Raw genomic sequence first — 16,419 nt, 5'->3', positions numbered from 1 at the left:
CGCTGTGCCATGCTGCGGACGAAGGCTCTCAACACGCCGACGTCAGGGGCCGGTTGGACCGTGCGCTACTACCTCTACGTGTCCACGTCGAAGCTGGACATGCTGTACGAGCAGATACCGCCGGGCTCCTGCGGCGGCTCGCCGTCGTCGAGCCCTATCTGGACCGGGAGTTCGACGTCGGCTGGATGTCGGAGGCCACGCCGTGGTTCCGGAGCGAACTGGGGCTGCGGATCGCGGGGTACGGGACCCCGGACGGTCCGACGTACATGGCGGGCGCCGAGGGCGACACGCTCCTCGACGAGCCGGCCGGGGCGCGGACCGGGGGCCGGGCCGGGGAGTGGTTCGGCCCGCAGTTCACCGGGCGGCCCGTCCGGCCGCTCCTGGACGCGCTGGCGGGCGCGGCCGGGTGACGGCCCGTACGGCCGACTCCCGCCGTCCCCGTACCGCAATCCCCTGATCACGGGATACCGGCGCGGCGCCCGCCCCTGCGAACGTGCTCTCAGGACGCACGAGAGCGGGAGGACCACCGATGAAGCAGCGACAGGGCCGACGGACGACACGGGGAACGACCGGGCGCACACGGCGACAGCTGCTCGCGGCGGCGGTCGGTGCGGCGGCCGTCCTGGCCACGACGGCACCCGCCCCCACAGCGGCGGCGCGCGACCGGAACGCCGATGCGGTCGCCGCCGCCTACCTCGACCTCCAGCAGTGCTCGTACTACTCGGAGGCGCTGGCGGACCACTTCACGACCGTGCTCACCCCGAGCGGCGACGGCCGCTACTCGACGGGCACGAGGGTCTCGCCGACCCCGGACACCGCGGCGACCTGCGGCGGGGGCAACGGGGTGCACGTGCCCGTGCCGCTGCTGGCGGGCGTCAAGGCGCTGGACCTGTCCGGGGGCAGGTACCTCAACCTGCACCAGTGCGACTACTACTACGAGCGGAACACCGACCACTTCACCACGCTGGTCACCCCGTCGGGCGACGGCCGCTACTCGACCGGCACGAAGGTCTCCGACACCCCGGAGACCCAGATGGCGTGCGGGTACGGGAACGGCAACCACGTGCCCCACGTGGCGCTCTCCGGGGTCAAGGCCCTCGACCTGCGGGCGGGCGGCTACCTCAACCTGCACCAGTGCGTGTACTACGCGCAGTCGACGACCAACCACCTCACGACCCTGGTGCCGATCGCCGACGCCCGCTTCACGACCGGGACCAACGTCTCGAACGCGGCCGACACCCGGCCGGTCTGCGGGCCGGGCAACGGCGCGCACGTCCTGGTGCCGCTGCTGTCGGCGGTGAAGTCGTTCAAGCTCCGCTGACGCGCGGGCACGCGCGAGGGCCGCACCCCCGGTGACGGGGGTGCGGCCCTCGACTGCTCCCGGCTGCCGCTTACTTGCGGATCAGCGAGCGGAGCACGTACTGCATGATGCCGCCGTTGCGGTAGTAGTCGGCCTCACCGGGGGTGTCGATGCGGACGACCGCGTCGAACTCCACGCCCGTGTCGGTGGTGACCTTGACCGTGCCGGGGGTCGTGCCCTCGTTCAGCTCGGTGATGCCCGCGATGGAGAAGGTCTCCTCGCCGGTCAGGCCGAGCGAGTCGGCCGACTGGCCGGCCGGGAACTGGAGCGGGAGGACGCCCATGCCGATGAGGTTCGAGCGGTGGATGCGCTCGTACGACTCGGTGATGACGGCCTTGACGCCGAGGAGCGCGGTGCCCTTGGCGGCCCAGTCGCGGGACGAGCCCGAGCCGTACTCCTTGCCGCCCAGGATGACCAGGGGCGTGCCCTGGGCCTGGTAGTTCTGCGAGGCGTCGTAGATGAACGACACCGGCGCGTCAGCCTGGGTGAAGTCGCGGGTGAAGCCGCCCTCGGTGCCCGGCGCGATCTGGTTGCGCAGGCGGATGTTGGCGAACGTGCCGCGGATCATGACCTCGTGGTTGCCTCGGCGCGAGCCGTAGGAGTTGAAGTCGCGACGCTCCACACCGTGCTCGGTGAGGTACTTGCCCGCCGGGGTGTCGGCCTTGATGGCACCGGCCGGGGAGATGTGGTCGGTGGTGACCGAGTCGCCGAGCTTCGCCAGCACGCGCGCGCCGGAGATGTCGGTGACCGGGGTGGTCTCCATCGTCATGCCCTCGAAGTACGGGGGCTTGCGGACGTAGGTCGACTCGGCGTCCCACTCGAAGGTGTTGCCGGTCGGGATCGGCAGGGCCTGCCACTGGGCGTCGCCCGCGAAGACGTCCTCGTAGGACTTGGAGAACATGTCCTCGCCGATGGCGTTGGCGACGACGTCGTTGACCTCGGCCTCGGTCGGCCAGATGTCCTTGAGGAAGACCGGGTTGCCCTCGGTGTCGGTGCCGATGGCCTCGGTGGTGATGTCGATCTTCATCGAGCCCGCGATGGCGTACGCGACGACCAGCGGCGGCGACGCCAGGTAGTTCATCTTGACGTCGGGGTTGATCCGGCCCTCGAAGTTGCGGTTGCCGGAGAGCACCGAGGTGACGGCCAGGTCGGCGTCGTTGATCGCCTTCGAGATCTCCTCGTCGAGGGGACCCGAGTTGCCGATGCAGGTGGTGCAGCCGTAGCCGACGAGGTTGAAGCCCATCTTGTCGAGGTAGGGCGTCAGGTTCGCCTTGTCGAAGTAGTCCGTGACGACCTTCGAGCCCGGGGCCAGCGTGGTCTTGACCCACGGCTTGCGGGTCAGGCCCTTCTCCACGGCCTTCTTGGCGACGAGCGCCGCGGCGACCATGACGTACGGGTTCGAGGTGTTGGTGCAGGAGGTGATGGCCGCGACCGTCACGGCGCCGTGGTCGATCTCGAAGCTCGTGCCGTCGGCCAGGGTGACCGCGGTCGGCTTGGTCGGGATGCCGTTGGAGGCGGCCGGGGAGTCGGACGCCGGGAAGGACTCCTTGCCGGCCTCCTCGTCGTCGGAGACGTAGTTGCGCACGTCGACCGCGAACTGCTGGGCGGCGTTGGCCAGGACGATGCGGTCCTGCGGGCGCTTGGGACCGGCGATGGAGGGGACGACCGTGGAGAGGTCGAGCTCCAGCTTCTCGGAGAAGTCCGGCTCGGCGGCCGGGTCCAGCCACAGGCCCTGCTCCTTGGCGTACGCCTCGACCAGCGCGACCTGCTGCTCGGAACGGCCCGTGAGCTTCAGGTAGTTCAGCGTCTCGCCGTCGATCGGGAAGATCGCGGCGGTGGAGCCGAACTCCGGCGACATGTTGCCGATGGTGGCGCGGTTGGCGAGCGAGGTGGCGGCGACGCCCTCGCCGTAGAACTCGACGAACTTGCCGACGACGCCGTGCTTGCGGAGCATCTCGGTGATCGTGAGGACGAGGTCCGTGGCGGTGGTGCCCGGCTTCAGCTCGCCGGTCAGCTTGAAGCCGACGACGCGCGGGATGAGCATGGAGACCGGCTGGCCGAGCATCGCGGCCTCGGCCTCGATGCCGCCGACGCCCCAGCCCAGCACGCCCAGGCCGTTGACCATCGTGGTGTGCGAGTCGGTGCCGACGAGGGTGTCGGGGTACGCCTGGCCGTTCCGGACCATGACCGTGCGGGCCAGGTGCTCGATGTTCACCTGGTGGACGATGCCGGTGCCCGGGGGGACGACCTTGAAGTCGTCGAAGGCGGTCTGGCCCCAGCGCAGGAACTGGTAGCGCTCCTTGTTGCGGCCGTACTCCAGCTCCACGTTCTGGGTGAACGCGTCCTTGGTGCCGAACTTGTCGGCGATGACGGAGTGGTCGATGACCAGCTCGGCCGGGGAGAGCGGGTTGACCTTCGCCGCGTCGCCGCCGAGCTCCTTCACGGCCTCGCGCATCGTGGCGAGGTCCACGACGCAGGGCACACCGGTGAAGTCCTGCATGATCACGCGGGCCGGGGTGAACTGGATCTCCTGGCTCGGCTGAGCCTGCGAGTCCCAGTTGCCGATGGCGCGGATGTGGTCGGCGGTGATGTTCGCGCCGTCCTCGGTGCGGAGCAGGTTCTCCAGCAGGACCTTCAGGCTGTAAGGGAGGCGCGCGGAGCCCTCGACCTTGTCCAGCTTGAAGATCTCGTACGACTCGTCGCCCACGCGCAGCGTGCTGCGGGCGTCGAAGCTGTTCGCCGACACGACAGTCTCCTTCATCAATGTGCGCGTACTACCGCTTACTACCGCTTCATCCTGCCGCCACGATCCATGACCGATCCGCTAAGGTAAGGCTTAGTTAGGTAACCCTTACCGTCAGGCTGGGCAGCGGCGTACGGCTGCGGTGCGTCTCTGGCAGTTATCTCGATGTCGAGATAACTCTAGTACACCACCGCCGCCTGGTCATGCCTGGGCGGCCCCCGGCAGCCTCCGCGCGAGGAGCGCGCCCAGCACGGAGGCGACCGCGAGCACGGTCAGTGCGGGGTCCATCGCGGAGAGGAAGGCCCCACCCGCCCAGTGTGCGCCCTCGGCGGACGCCCCGCCGGGCGTGGCGCCCCCGGCGGGCGCGCTCGCGGCGAGCAGGGCGGTGGCCGCGGCGACGCCCAGCACGGGTCCGGTGTTCATCGCGGTCTGCTGGAGGCCGCCCGCCACGCCCGCGACGTGCGCGGGGGCGCGCTTCACGACGACCTCGGTGGCCGTGACCATCACCGCGCCGAAGCCCGCGCCCATCAGCACGGCGCAGCCGCCGATCGCGAGCGCGTCCGCTTCGGTGCCCAGCCGCGCGAAGAGCAGCGTGCCCGTCGCGAGCGCCGCCATGGCGGCGGTGACCACGGCGCGGGGGCCGTGGCGGCGGGCGAGGACGGGGGCCGCGGGGGCGGTCAGCACCATGGCGACGGCGAGCGGGGCCATGCGCAGGCCGGTGCCGAGCGGGTCGAGGCCGAGGACGCCCTGGAGGAAGAACGTGGCGACGAAGAGCGTCCCGGAGAAGGTCGCCGACGCGCACACGAGGACGGCGAGCGCGGCGGAGGTCCGCGCGCCGAGGCCGCCGGGCGGCAGCAGGGGGTGCGGGGCGCGCCGCTCGTGCCGCACGAGGACGGGGGCCGCGACGGCGGCGACGAGGAGGGCGGCGTACGCGGCGGGGGCCGAGGTCCAGCCGTGCTCGGAGAGGGCGGTGAGGGCGTAGACGAGGGCGCCCAGGGCGGTGGCGAGGAGGAGGGCGCCGGGGAGGTCGAGGGCGTGGATCAGTGAGGTGCGGGGGGTACCGGGGGCACCAGGGGTACGGGGGGTACTGGGAGTACGGGGTGTACCTGGAGTACCGGCGGTACCGGGCGTACCGGGCGCGGGGCGGGGTCCGCTTCCGCTCCGCGCCGCCGCCCGGCGCTCCTTCAGGACCGGGACCAGCGCCAGCAGGCCCACCGCCGCCGCGGGCACCGCGCTCAGGGCGAAGACCGAGCGCCAGCCCCACTGCGCGGCCAGCAGCCCCCCGATCAGCGGGCCCGTCGCCGCCGCCAGGCCGATCGCGGCCGTGCGCAGCGCGATCGGCATGCCGAGCCGGTCCGGCGGGAACGCGGCCCGCAGCATGCCGAGCGTGGCGGGTTGCAGCAGCGCGCCGCACACCCCCTGGGCCACGCGCAGCCCGACGACCCAGCCGATGCCGGGCGCGACGCAGATCGCCGCCGTCGCCGCCGCGAAGCCGAGGATGCCGAGCGCGAAGAGGCGCTGGTGGCCGTAGCGGTCGCCGAGGCGGCCCGCGAGGACCAGCAGGCTCGCCACCGCGATCAGATAGCCCGTGCTGGTCCACTGCACCTGGGCGAACGACGCCCCGAGGTCCCTTTGCAGCGTCGGCTGCACGACGGTCAGCACCGTCCCGTCCAGGGCGACCACCACCGCGCCGACGACGCTCCCGGCGAACGCGACCCGCCGGTGCAGCGGGCCGGCCCCGGGGACGGCCCGCTCGGGGGCGGTCGGCACAGGGGCGGCCGGCGCGGCAGCGGCCCGCTCCGGAGAGGTTCCCGAAGGCGCTCCGCTCACCTGCCGCTCCGGCCCGCGTACGCATCCGCATCCGCGCCCGCACCCACCCGCGTGCGCGCGCCCGCCCCCTCACCCACGTACGCGTCGATCACCGCGCGCAGCAGCGGCTCCGGCTCCGCCACCCCCGTGGCCATCTGGAGGCTGCCCCAGCCCCAGAGCTGGGCGATGCCGTGCAGGTTGGCCCAGAGCGCGCCCGCGATCACATCGGGGTCGGCGTCGGGGCGGGCCTGGGAGACCAGCTTCACCAGGACCCTGAAGAGCGGGAGGCTGGTGTGCCGCAGGCCGAGCGCGCCGCTCTCCAGCAGGTCGTGGCGGAACATCAGCTCGAACATGCCGCGGTTGGTGCGGGCGAAGTCCAGGTAGATCCGCCCGAGCACGAGCAGCCGCTCGCGCGGCTCGGTGCCGTACCCCTCGACCGCCTTCTTCACCTCGACGGCCAGCGCGTCGAAGCCGCACCGGGCGATGGCGGAGAGCAGCGAGAGGTGCGTGGGGAAGTAGCGGCGCGGTGCGCCGTGGGAAACCCCGGTCCTGCGGGCGATCTCGCGCAGGGTGAGCGCCTGGGCGCCCTCGGCGGCGACGAGGGCGACGCCGGTCGTGACCAGCCGGGCGCGCAGCCCGGGGTCCTTGTCGTTCGTGGACATAGACACTGTCTACCAGGCTCCGGTAGACAGTGTCTATGGATCTTGGTGGCAGCCACTTGCCACCTTCCACCTGCGTCTTTTCGGCCCGTCGCGCCGCCTCAGCGGTCGCGGTGTGCGACCTCGTACGCCATGGCGGTCAGCTCCTGGCGCCAGTCGTCGCCGAGCGGGGCCCGCCGCACCGCGTCGACCGAAGCGGCGACCAGCCCGTCGATCCGCTCCTCCACCTCCGCGCGCACCCCGCTGTCGACGAGCAGGGCGCGCAGTTCGTCGGCGTCCGCCCCCGCGACGCCGCCGTCGCCGCGCAGCACGAGGTCGCGCACGCGCGGGTGGCGGCGGATCGCGAGCGCCAGCAGCAGCGTCATCTTGTGCTGTTCGAAGTCGAGCCCGGCGGGTTTCCCGCTGGCCTCGCCGTCCCCGAACGCGTCGATCAGGTCGTCCCTGAGCTGGAACGCCTCGCCGAGCGCCGTGCCGTACGCCGCGAAGTGCGGAGCCAGGTCGGAGCGGCCCGCGAGCAGCGCGCCGATGGTGAGCGGCCGGTGGATGGAGTACGCGCCCGACTTGAGGACGGCGACCTTGCGGGAGACCTCGGGGTCGGCGTCGTACGCGGCCGCGACCGAGACGTCGAGGAACTGTCCGACGACCATCTCCGAGCGCAGTTCGGCCCATTCGTCGAGCACGGGCAGGCCCGCGCCCGCGAGGAGCCGGTCCGCGTAGATCAGGGCGAGGTCGCCCGCGAGGATCGCGGTGTTCTCGCCGTACCGTTCGGCGCCGCCGCGCCAGCCCGCCGCGCGGTGGACGGCGGCGCGGGCGACGTGGACGGTGGGGCGGCCCCTGCGGCGGTCCGAGCCGTCCATCACGTCGTCGTGGATGAGCGCGAAGACGTGCAGGAGTTCGAGAGCGGCGCCGAGCCTGGGCAGCATCGGGTCGGCCGGGTCGCCGCCCGCCGCGAGGAAGCCCGAGACGCAGAAGGCCGGGCGCAGCCGCTTGCCGCCCGCCTCCACCAGGTCCCCGACGGCGTCGAGCAGGACCGTGCCCTGCGGCGTCCCGGCCCAGCGCACGCGCTCGGCGGCGAGCACCGAGCCGATGGCCTTCTCCACCTCCAGCAGGACGGTGGCGCGGCTCCGGCGCAGGGCCGGAACGGCCGGTGCGGTGCGCGCGGTGCGGGTGACGGTCAGGGTCGGCGTCGTCATCTTCTTTCCTCTGCCAGGAGGGGGCGGGAAGCACGGTCGTGGGTGTTGTCGTGCACGTCGTACGTGTGTTCGGCGGCCCGTTCCCGCTCCCGCCACAGGTCCCTGAGCGCGTCCGCCGTCTCGGCGGGGTGCTCCACCACGTACATGTGCGCGCCGCCCGGCACGAACCGCAGCGAGCGCGGCCCCAGCCGCGCCGCCAGCTCCCGTACGGCGGCGGGCGGGACCGCCGGATCGAGTTCGCCGCCCAGGAGGTGGACGGGGGCGGTGACGGGGCCGAGGCGCCAGCCCGCCGCGCTCACGACTTCGAGGTCGTGCCGGAGCGGGGGCAGCAGCATCCGCACCGCCACGTCGTCGGTGATGCGCCGCAGCGGCGGCAGCAGTCCCCCTGCGGCGCGCCTCGTCCAGGAGCCCGGGGCCGTCGAGCGCGAGGAGGTCGTCCGCCGTGGAGCCCGGCCTGGGCGCGGCGGACAGCACCAGGTGTACGTCGCCGGGCCAGGCGTCGCCCGCGAGCTGGGCCATGTGGTGCGCGACCGACGCGCCGAGGCTGTGGCCGAGGAGCAGCCCGGGGCCTCCGCGCAGGTCGTCGGCGAGCAGGTCGAGGTAGTGCCGGGCCAGCCCGTCGAGGTCCGGCACCGCGTGGCCGGGCGGCTGGGCACCGACCACGTGCCAGTCGCCGGGTCCCGCGCCCAACTGGTCGGCCAGCCTGCTGTACGAACCGGAGGTGCCGCCCGCGAAGGGGAGGCAGATCAGCCGGGGGCCCGTGCCCTGCCGCAGCACCGTGCGGACGCGTCCTTGCCTCACTGGGCGCGCTCCAACTGGGGCGCGGCGTCCCCGGACGCGTGTTCCGGCTTCCGTAGGGACGCGTGTTCCCGCTCCCTCTCGCGGATCAGGAACCTCGCCGTCTTGCCGGTCGACGTGGTGGGGAGGGCGGGGACGACACGGATGATCCGGGGGCGCTTGAAGAACGGCAGGGCGGTGCGGAACGCGGCCTGGACCCGGCCCTTCAGATCGTCGGCCCCTTCGGTTCCGTCTCCCGTGCCGTCGGCCGACGGCACGACGTAGGCGACGATGCGGGTGATCTCGTCCTCGTCCGGGATGCCGACCACCGCGCAGGCCGCCACCCCGTCGAGCGGCAGGACGACGTCCTCGATCTCGCTCGGGACGACCTTCATGCCGCCGACGTTGAGGATGCTGTCGGAGCGGCCCAGGTAGACCCAGCCGCGCTCGGGGTCGCGCAGCATGGTGTCGCCGGTGTGCACCCAGCCGTCGCGGAAGGTGCTCGCGGTGAGCGCGGGGCGCTCCCAGTAGCGGTGGGCGGTGCTCGGCCCGCGCACCCGCAGGTGTCCCGCCCTGCCGTCGCCGAGCGGCCGTCCCTCGTCGTCGCAGACCTCGGCCTCGAAGCCGGGCACGGGCAGGCCCGTGGTGCCGGGCGGGGACACGCCCGGCGTGGTCGCCATGAAGATGTGCAGGCACTCGGTGGAGCCCAGGCCGTTGACCACGGTCAGCCCGAACGCGTCGGCGAGCCGTTCGGCGAGCGCGGCGCCCAGGTGCTCGCCCGCCGAAACCGCGAGCCGTACAGAACTGAAGTCGAGGCGCTCCACGGCACCGGGCAGCGAGAGCAGCGCCGCGTACAGCGTGGGGACCGCGAACAGCAGGGTCGGCCGGGTCCTGCGGAGCAGATCGGCCACGGTGTGCGGCTCGGACCTGTCGGCGAACAGTACGGCGCTCGCCCCGACGGAGAGCGGCAGGAGCAGCGAGTTCCCGAATCCGTATCCGAAGGGCAGCTTGGCCGTGGACAGGACGCGGTCCCCCGGGCCGATGCCCAGGTGTGCGCCGATCCCGCCGGGGAAGGCGAGGAGGCCGCGGTGGAGGTGGACGACGCCCTTGGGCCTGCCCGTGCTGCCTGATGTGTACTGGATGAGGGCCGGGTCGTCGGGCGAGCGGTCGGTGAGGGCGGCCAGCGGGGCGGCGGCGCGCGCCTCGTCGGGCAGCACCGGGACCGGTCCTTCGCCGTGCTGCCTGCTCCACAGCAGGACGCCGGGGAAGCGGCCGGAGAACCCCCGGGCGAGGGCGCCGTCCGGGCTCTCGACGACGACCGCGCGTGCGGCGCAGTCGGTGATGACGAAGTGCTGCTCCTCGACGGTGAGCAGCGGGCTGACCGGCACGGGCACGGCGCCCACGCGCAGCGCGGCCAGCAGCAGCGCGACGGCGTCCGGGCTGTCGGGGAGCACGGTCACCACGCGGTCGCCGGGCGCGATGCCGGAGCCGACGAGGACCCGGGCGACGCGGCACACCCGCTCGTACAGCTGCCGGTACGTCAGCTCGCCCTCCTCGCTGACGAGGGCGGGGGCATCGGCGGTGGCCGCGGCGCCGGGGCCTTCGACGTGGCGGTCGAGGTACCGGCCGGCGGCGTTCCGCGGGGCGCGGGTCACGGTCGCACCGCCTCCTCGCCGCGGGCGGGCGCGTCCGGGTGGGCGCGGTCCTTCGGGGGCGGCGGCGTGTGGGGTCTGCGGTGGCGCGGCAGGTCGTCGAAGAGCGCGGCGAGAGGGGCTGCCGTGGCGGGGCGGCGGGTCTGCGGACTGTCTGTGTGCACGTCGGATCCTTGGGGTGAGGGCCATGGGTACGGAGTGCGGGGTCCGGAGTCCGGGCACGGGACGGGACGGCGGGGCGGGAGGCCGGAGACAGGGACGGGAAGCCGAAAATACAAACGATCCGGCCGTGGATCCGCCGCCCTGTCCGCAACCTGACAAGGCGACAGGCGCCCCCTCCACACCCTGCCAAGTCGGACATCACACCCATTCAGCAGATGTCGCCACACCACTTTCCGGGAACCCCTTCCTTCACCGATGGCGGCACCCGGCGCGAGCGACATCTCATATCTGAGATAGCCTGCACCCATGGCAGACGACTACCTCGTACGCATCGGCAAGCTCATCCGTGACGCCCGGCAGCACAGGGGCTGGACGCAGACGCAGCTCGCCGAGGCGCTCGGCACCAGCCAGAGCGCGGTGAACCGGATCGAGCGCGGCAACCAGAACATCAGCCTTGAGATGATCGCCCGCATCGGCGAAGCTCTCGACAGCGAGATCGTCTCGCTCGGCTACGCGGGTCCGATGCACCTTCGCGTGGTCGGCGGCCGCCGCCTCTCCGGCGCCATCGACGTCAAGACGAGCAAGAACGCGTGCGTCGCCCTGCTCTGCGCCTCGCTGCTCAACAAGGGCCGTACGGTGCTGCGCCGCGTCGCGCGCATCGAAGAGGTCTTCCGCCTCCTGGAGGTCCTGGGCTCCATCGGCGTGCGCACCCGCTGGATCAACGACGGCGTCGACCTGGAGATCGTCCCGCCCGCCGAGCTCGACATGGCCGCCATCGACGCGGACGCGGCGCGCCGCACCCGCTCGATCATCATGTTCCTCGGCCCGCTGCTGCACCGCATGGACCGCTTCAAGCTGCCCTACGCGGGCGGCTGCGACCTCGGCACGCGCAGCATCGAGCCGCACATGATCGCGCTGCGCCGCTTCGGCCTGGACATCGCGGCGACCGAGGGCCTGTACCACGCGGAGGTGGACCGCGAGGTCGCCCCCGACCGCCCGATCGTGCTGACCGAGCGCGGCGACACGGTGACCGAGAACGCGCTGCTCGCGGCGGCCAGGCACGACGGCACGACGGTCATCCGCAACGCCTCGTCCAACTACATGGTCCAGGACCTGTGCTTCTTCCTGGAGGCGCTGGGCGTCAAGGTCGAGGGCGTCGGCACCACCACGCTCACCGTGCACGGCGTGCCGGACATCGACGTCGACGTGGACTACTCCCCCTCCGAGGACCCGGTCGAGGCGATGAGCCTGCTGGCCGCCGCGGTGGTCACGGAGTCGGAGCTGACGGTCCGCCGGGTCCCGATCGAGTTCCTGGAGATCGAGCTGGCGGTCCTGGAGGAGATGGGCCTGGACCACGACCGCTCGGCGGAGTACCCGGCGGACAACGGCCGCACCCGCCTGGTCGACCTGACGGTCCGCCCCTCCAAGCTGGAGGCGCCGATCGACAAGATCCACCCGATGCCGTTCCCCGGCCTGAACATCGACAACGTCCCGTTCTTCGCGGCCATCGCGGCGTCCGCGCAGGGCCAGACCCTGATCCACGACTGGGTCTACGACAACCGCGCGATCTACCTCACGGACCTCAACCGCCTCGGCGGCCGCCTCCAGCTCCTGGACCCGCACCGCGTCCTGGTCGAGGGCCCGACGCGCTGGCGCGCGGCCGAAATGATGTGCCCCCCGGCCCTGCGCCCCGCAGTGGTCGTCCTCCTGGCCATGATGGCGGCGGAGGGCACGTCGGTCCTGCGCAACGTCTACGTCATCAACCGCGGCTACGAGGACCTGGCGGAGCGCCTGAACTCGGTGGGCGCCCAGATCGAGATCTTCCGCGACATCTGAGAACGCGACCGCCGCCGCGCCCCGCCGAAGGGGCGCGGCGGCGTCCGTCCGGCAGTCGGGCCGCCGGGGCCGAAGCCCGCCCCCTACTCCAGTACCGCCACGCCCTCAAGCTCCACCAGCGCCGCCTCGTCCCACAGCCGCACCGCGCCCACCACCGCCATCGCCGGGTAGTCGCGCCCCGCCAACCGCCGCCACACGCGGCCCAGTTCGCCCGCGCACGCCCGGTAGTCGGCCACGTCCGTCGCGTACACCGTGACCCTGGCGAGGTCCGCCGGGGTGCCGCCCGCCGCCGCCAGCGCGGTCAGCAGGTTGCCGAGGGCCACCTCGAACTGCTCGGGCAGCGTCCCGCCGACCACCTTGCCGTCCCCGTCCAGCGCGGTCTGCCCGGCCAGGAAGACGATGCGGGAGCCGACCGCGGTGACGGCGTGCGAGAAGCCCTTCGGCGGCGAGAGGTCCGCCGGATTGTGCCGCTCCAGACTCATGAGGCGTACAACTCCTTCGCGATGATGCTCCGTTGGACCTCGGTCGCGCCCTCGTAGATGCGGGGCGCCCGCACCTCCCGGTAGAGGTGTTCGAGCAGGTGGCCGCACTGGAGCGCGCGGGCGCCGTGCAGTTGGACGGCGGCGTCCACCACGTACTGCGCGGTCTCCGTGGCGAGCAGCTTGGCCATCGCGGAGCGCTTCGGGACGTCGGGCGCTCCCCCGTCGTACGCCGCCGCCGCCGCGTACACCATGAGCCGGGCCGCCTCCGTGCGCACCGCCATCTCCGCGACCCGGTGCGAGACGGCCTGGAGGTCGGCGAGCGCACCGCCGAACGCCCTCCGCCCCGCGGTGTGTTCGAGCGCCGCGTCCAGCGCGGCCTGCGCCATGCCGACCGCGAAGGCGCCCACGCTGGGGCGGAAGAGGTTGAGGGTGTCCATGGCGACCCGGAAGCCCCGGTCGACCTCGCCGACGACGTCGTCGGGCGTGACCGGCACCCCGTCGAAGGCGAGCGCGCCGATCGGGTGCGGGGAGAGCATGTCCAGCGCGGTGCCGGTGAGCCCCGGGCGGTCGGCGGGGACCAGGAAGGCGGTGACGCCGCGGGCCCCGGCGCCCGGTGTCGTACGGGCGAAGACGGTGTAGAAGTCGGCCTCGGGGGCGTTGGAGATCCAGCACTTCTCGCCGGTGAGCCGCCAGCCGCCGCCCGTCTCACCGGCGGCGTCGAGCGCCAGCGCCGCCGCGTCGGAGCCCGCGCCCGGCTCGCTCAGCGCGAAGGCCGCGACCGCGCGGCCCGTGACCACCTCGGGGAGCCAGCGCTCCCGCTGCGCGCGGGTGCCCGCCCGGACGACCGGGCTCGTGCCCAGGCCCTGGAGGGCCAGTGCGGTCTCGGCCTCCGTGCAGCCGTGGGCCAGGGACTCGCGCAGCAGGCACAGGTCGAGCGCGCCCGAGTCGAACATCCTTCGCAGCAGGCCCAGTTCGCCCAGCGCGGCGACCAGCGGACGGTTGACGCGCCCCGGTTCCCCCTTCTCCGCGAGCGGGCGCAGCCGGTCGGCCGCCAGGGTGCGCAGCTCCGCACACCAGGCGGTCTGTGCGGGTTCGAGGGAGAATGTCGTCATCGTGTCCCCTTCGCTTATCGCGGACCGTTGACTGTCGTCACCATCACGATACGCTCCAGATGCGAGCCCACCACGACTAGGGGGCGAACCCGCCATGGAGCTGACACCCTCGGCCCACGTCGACACCTTCGCGCGCGAGCACCTCCCGCCCGCCGAACGGTGGCCGGAACTCCTCTTCGACCTGCCCGAGCTGCACTACCCCGACCGCCTCAACTGCGGCGCCGAGTTGCTGGACCGCACCATCGAGCGGTTCGGCGCCGAGAGGCCCGTCTTCCACACCGCGAGCGGCGAGACCTGGACGTACGGCCTGCTGCGCGAGCGCGTCGACCGCATCGCCCACGCCCTCACCGGCGAGCTGGGCGTCGTCCCCGGCAACCGCGTCCTGCTGCGCGGCCCCACTTCGCCCTGGCTCGCCGCCTGCTGGCTCGCGGTGATGAAGGCAGGGGCGGTGGCCGTGACCGTCCTCGCCCAGCAGCGCGAACGCGAGCTGGCCACGATGTGCGGGATCGCCCGGGTCACGCACGCGCTGTGCGCCGCCGAAGCGCTCGACGACCTCGCCAAGGCCGACGTCCCCGGTCTGCGCATCACCCCGTACGGCGGCGGGGCCCCCGACGACCTGCTGCGGATCGCCGGGACCATGCCCGCGCGGTACGAGGCGGTGGCGACCGCCGCCGACGACGTCGCGCTCATCGCCTTCACCTCCGGCACCACCGGACGGCCCAAGGGGTGCATGCACTTCCACCGCGACGTGCTGGCGATCGCCGACACCTTCTCGGCGCACGTGCTGCGCCCCGGGCCGAACGACGTCTTCGCCGGTTCGCCGCCGCTCGGCTTCACCTTCGGGCTCGGCGGGCTCGTGGTCTTCCCGATGCGGGCGGGCGCGTCCGCGCTGCTCCTGGAGCAGTCCGGCCCCAAGCAGTTGCTGCCCGCGCTCGCGCGGCACCGGGTGACGGTGCTGTTCACGGCGCCGACCGCGTACCGCGTGATGCTGGACGGGCTGGCCGCGCACGACGTCTCCGCGCTGCGCCGCTGCGTGTCGGCGGGCGAGAACCTGCCCGCCGCGACCTGGCGGGCCTGGCACGAGCGGACCGGGCTGCGCATCATCAACGGCATCGGCGCGACGGAGCTGCTGCACATCTTCATCTCGGCCGCCGACGAGGCCGTGCGGCCCGGTACGACCGGGGTGCCCGTGCCGGGCTGGCGGGCGCGGGTGGTGGACGCGGCCGGGCTGCCCGTGCCCGACGGGGAGCCGGGGCTGCTGGCCGTGCGCGGCCCCGTGGGCTGCCGCTACCTCGCGGACGAACGGCAGCTGGAGTACGTGCGCGGGGGCTGGAACCTCACCGGCGACACCTACGTCCGCGAGCCCGACGGCTACTTCCGCTACGTCGCCCGCGCCGACGACATGATCATCTCGGCCGGGTACAACATCGCGGGCCCCGAGGTGGAGGACGCGCTGCTGCGCCACCCCGAGGTCGCGGAGACGGCGGTGGTCGGGCGGCCGGACGAGCTGCGGGGACAGATCGCGGTCGCGTACGTGGTGCTGAAGCCGGGCCGCGCGGCGTCGGCGGACGCGCTGCGGGCGCACCTCAAGGAGGAGTTGGCGCCGCACAAGTGCCCGCGGGAGTTCGTGTTCCTGGACGCGCTGCCCCGGACGGCGACGGGGAAGCTGCAGCGCTTCCGGCTGCGAACGGCGGGGGAGCCGGGTGATTAGAGTGATCACGTGGTTGACCAGCACACCCCCCGGTCCCTGATCGTGACCCTGTACGGCGCGTACGGGCGCGCGTCCGGCGACCCCAGCGTGCCCGTCGCCGAGTTGATCCGGCTGCTCGGCGCGGTGGGCGTGGACGCGCCCGCCGTGCGCTCGTCCGTGTCCCGGCTGAAGCGGCGCGGGCTGCTGGTCGCCGAACGGACGGCGGGCGGGGCGGCCGGGTACGCGCTCTCCGAAAGCGCCCGGCAGGTGCTCGACGACGGGGACCGCCGGATCTACGGGCGCGCCGCGCCCCGGCTCTCCGACGGCTGGGTCCTCGCCGTCTTCTCGGTCCCCGAGGCGGAGCGCCACAAGCGCCACCAACTGCGCTCGCAGCTCGCGCGCCTGGGGTACGGGACGGCCGCGCCCGGCGTCTGGATCGCCCCCGCCCACCTGGAGGAGGAGACCCGCCACACGCTGCGGCGGCTCGCCCTCGACCCGTACGTCGAGCTGTTCCGGGGCGAGCACCGGGGGTTCACGGCGACGCCGGGGGCGGTGGCGCGGTGGTGGGACCTCGACGCGATCGCCGCGCTGCACGCGGAGTTCCTGGCGCGGCACGAGCCGGTGCTCGCGGGGTGGACGGGCCGGAGCGGGGAGCCCCGGGAGGCGTACCGGGACTACCTCCTGGCGCTGGACGCCTGGCGCCACGTGCCGTACGTGGACCCCGGGCTCCCGGCGGAACTCCTCCCGCCCGACTGGCCGGGCGGGCGCTCGGCGGAGGTCTTCGGCCGCCTGCACGAGGCGTTGCGGAACACGGGCGAGGCGTACGTGCGGGGCGGTGGGGCGGGGTGACCGTCCAGCTGCGCGGTTCCCCGTGCCCCTTCTAGGGGCGCGGGGAACCGCGCGAGAGTGGGGCACACGCCGCGCGTACCCACCCCGTGCGGACG

13 protein-coding genes and 2 pseudogenes are annotated in these 16,419 nt (G+C 73.3%); 5 read left to right on the top strand and 10 right to left on the bottom strand.

Annotation, left to right across the window (positions count from 1 at the left end):
- Window positions 1-9 precede the first annotated feature (9 nt).
- Both ACIBNE_RS37195 and ACIBNE_RS37190 read left to right on the top strand, forming a co-directional pair.
- Window positions 10-410 (top strand): annotated as a pseudogene (locus ACIBNE_RS37195) (DUF7019 family protein).
- A gap of 119 nt (window positions 411-529) precedes the next feature.
- A complete protein-coding gene (locus ACIBNE_RS37190) occupies window positions 530-1,321 on the top strand; it encodes a hypothetical protein (RefSeq protein ID WP_399279735.1) in 792 nt (263 codons plus the stop codon).
- 70 nt (window positions 1,322-1,391) lie between these two features.
- Here the strand turns inward: ACIBNE_RS37190 and acnA are convergent, their stop codons facing one another.
- From acnA to ACIBNE_RS37150, 8 genes and pseudogenes are all read right to left on the bottom strand, one after another.
- Window positions 1,392-4,106, bottom strand: a complete 2,715-nt coding sequence (gene acnA / locus ACIBNE_RS37185) for an aconitate hydratase AcnA (protein WP_399279733.1) — start codon at window positions 4,104-4,106, stop codon at window positions 1,392-1,394.
- Window positions 4,107-4,304: 198 nt separating this feature from the next.
- Window positions 4,305-5,873: an MFS transporter gene (locus ACIBNE_RS37180; protein WP_399279841.1), complete on the bottom strand. Its 1,569-nt coding sequence runs from the start codon at window positions 5,871-5,873 to the stop codon at window positions 4,305-4,307.
- A gap of 56 nt (window positions 5,874-5,929) precedes the next feature.
- On the bottom strand, window positions 5,930-6,574 hold the full coding sequence (locus tag ACIBNE_RS37175) for a TetR/AcrR family transcriptional regulator (protein ID WP_399279731.1): 645 nt from the start codon (window positions 6,572-6,574) through the stop codon (window positions 5,930-5,932).
- 98 nt (window positions 6,575-6,672) lie between these two features.
- Entirely contained in the window at window positions 6,673-7,764 is a 1,092-nt protein-coding gene (locus ACIBNE_RS37170) for a polyprenyl synthetase family protein (RefSeq protein ID WP_399279839.1), read from the bottom strand.
- On the bottom strand, window positions 7,761-8,111 hold the full coding sequence (locus ACIBNE_RS37165) for an alpha/beta fold hydrolase (RefSeq protein WP_399279849.1): 351 nt from the start codon (window positions 8,109-8,111) through the stop codon (window positions 7,761-7,763). Before ACIBNE_RS37165 ends, ACIBNE_RS37170 begins: the two co-directional genes overlap by 4 nt.
- Before the next feature lie 46 nt (window positions 8,112-8,157).
- Window positions 8,158-8,541: pseudogene (locus tag ACIBNE_RS37160) on the bottom strand (thioesterase domain-containing protein); the annotation flags it as partial.
- A gap of 20 nt (window positions 8,542-8,561) precedes the next feature.
- The gene (locus tag ACIBNE_RS37155) at window positions 8,562-10,196 is read right to left on the bottom strand and encodes a benzoate-CoA ligase family protein (RefSeq protein ID WP_399279729.1); all 1,635 of its coding nucleotides are present in this window, start codon (window positions 10,194-10,196) and stop codon (window positions 8,562-8,564) included.
- Window positions 10,193-10,357, bottom strand: coding sequence for a hypothetical protein (locus ACIBNE_RS37150; protein ID WP_399279727.1), 165 nt, complete (start codon window positions 10,355-10,357; stop codon window positions 10,193-10,195). Before ACIBNE_RS37150 ends, ACIBNE_RS37155 begins: the two co-directional genes overlap by 4 nt.
- Window positions 10,358-10,661: 304 nt before the next feature.
- Between ACIBNE_RS37150 and ACIBNE_RS37145 the strand changes: the two genes are divergently transcribed.
- Complete coding sequence (locus tag ACIBNE_RS37145) at window positions 10,662-12,191, top strand: helix-turn-helix domain-containing protein (RefSeq protein WP_399279725.1); 1,530 nt, start codon at window positions 10,662-10,664, stop codon at window positions 12,189-12,191.
- 83 nt (window positions 12,192-12,274) lie between these two features.
- Here ACIBNE_RS37145 and ACIBNE_RS37140 read toward each other — a convergent pair whose 3' ends face one another.
- Both ACIBNE_RS37140 and ACIBNE_RS37135 read right to left on the bottom strand, forming a co-directional pair.
- Window positions 12,275-12,673 carry a RidA family protein gene (locus tag ACIBNE_RS37140; protein WP_399279723.1) on the bottom strand — a complete coding sequence of 133 codons (399 nt, stop codon included), beginning with the start codon at window positions 12,671-12,673 and terminating at the stop codon, window positions 12,275-12,277.
- Complete coding sequence (locus ACIBNE_RS37135) at window positions 12,670-13,785, bottom strand: acyl-CoA dehydrogenase family protein (RefSeq protein WP_399279721.1); 1,116 nt, start codon at window positions 13,783-13,785, stop codon at window positions 12,670-12,672. The genes ACIBNE_RS37140 and ACIBNE_RS37135 overlap by 4 nt, the downstream gene beginning before the upstream one ends.
- A 94-nt stretch (window positions 13,786-13,879) precedes the next feature.
- On the opposite strand from ACIBNE_RS37135, the gene ACIBNE_RS37130 reads away from it, so the two are divergent.
- Complete coding sequence (locus ACIBNE_RS37130; RefSeq protein ID WP_399279719.1) at window positions 13,880-15,496, top strand: AMP-binding protein; 1,617 nt, start codon at window positions 13,880-13,882, stop codon at window positions 15,494-15,496.
- A 9-nt stretch (window positions 15,497-15,505) separates the two neighbouring features.
- The gene (locus tag ACIBNE_RS37125; protein WP_399279717.1) at window positions 15,506-16,324 is read left to right on the top strand and encodes a PaaX family transcriptional regulator C-terminal domain-containing protein; all 819 of its coding nucleotides are present in this window, start codon (window positions 15,506-15,508) and stop codon (window positions 16,322-16,324) included.
- The last annotated feature ends 95 nt before the right edge of the window (window positions 16,325-16,419 follow it).

Origin of the sequence: Streptomyces sp. NPDC050504, from assembly GCF_044458065.1 — a bacterium.
In the GTDB taxonomy this organism is placed as follows: Bacteria; Actinomycetota; Actinomycetes; order Streptomycetales; family Streptomycetaceae; genus Streptomyces.
Note: the sequence above shows the minus strand (reverse complement) of the source record. Positions and strands in the feature narration are given on the sequence as shown.

Excerpts from the sequence above, each read along its gene's own strand:
- ACIBNE_RS37190 (WP_399279735.1), top strand. The coding sequence starts at position 530 with ATGAAGCAGCGACAGGGCCGACGGACGACACGGGGAACGACCGGGCGC.
- ACIBNE_RS37175 (WP_399279731.1), bottom strand. The coding sequence starts at position 6,574 with ATGTCCACGAACGACAAGGACCCCGGGCTGCGCGCCCGGCTGGTCACG.
- ACIBNE_RS37170 (WP_399279839.1), bottom strand. The coding sequence starts at position 7,764 with ATGACGACGCCGACCCTGACCGTCACCCGCACCGCGCGCACCGCACCG.
- ACIBNE_RS37145 (WP_399279725.1), top strand. The coding sequence starts at position 10,662 with ATGGCAGACGACTACCTCGTACGCATCGGCAAGCTCATCCGTGACGCC.
- ACIBNE_RS37140 (WP_399279723.1), bottom strand. The coding sequence starts at position 12,673 with ATGAGTCTGGAGCGGCACAATCCGGCGGACCTCTCGCCGCCGAAGGGC.
- ACIBNE_RS37135 (WP_399279721.1), bottom strand. The coding sequence starts at position 13,785 with ATGACGACATTCTCCCTCGAACCCGCACAGACCGCCTGGTGTGCGGAG.
- ACIBNE_RS37130 (WP_399279719.1), top strand. The coding sequence starts at position 13,880 with ATGGAGCTGACACCCTCGGCCCACGTCGACACCTTCGCGCGCGAGCAC.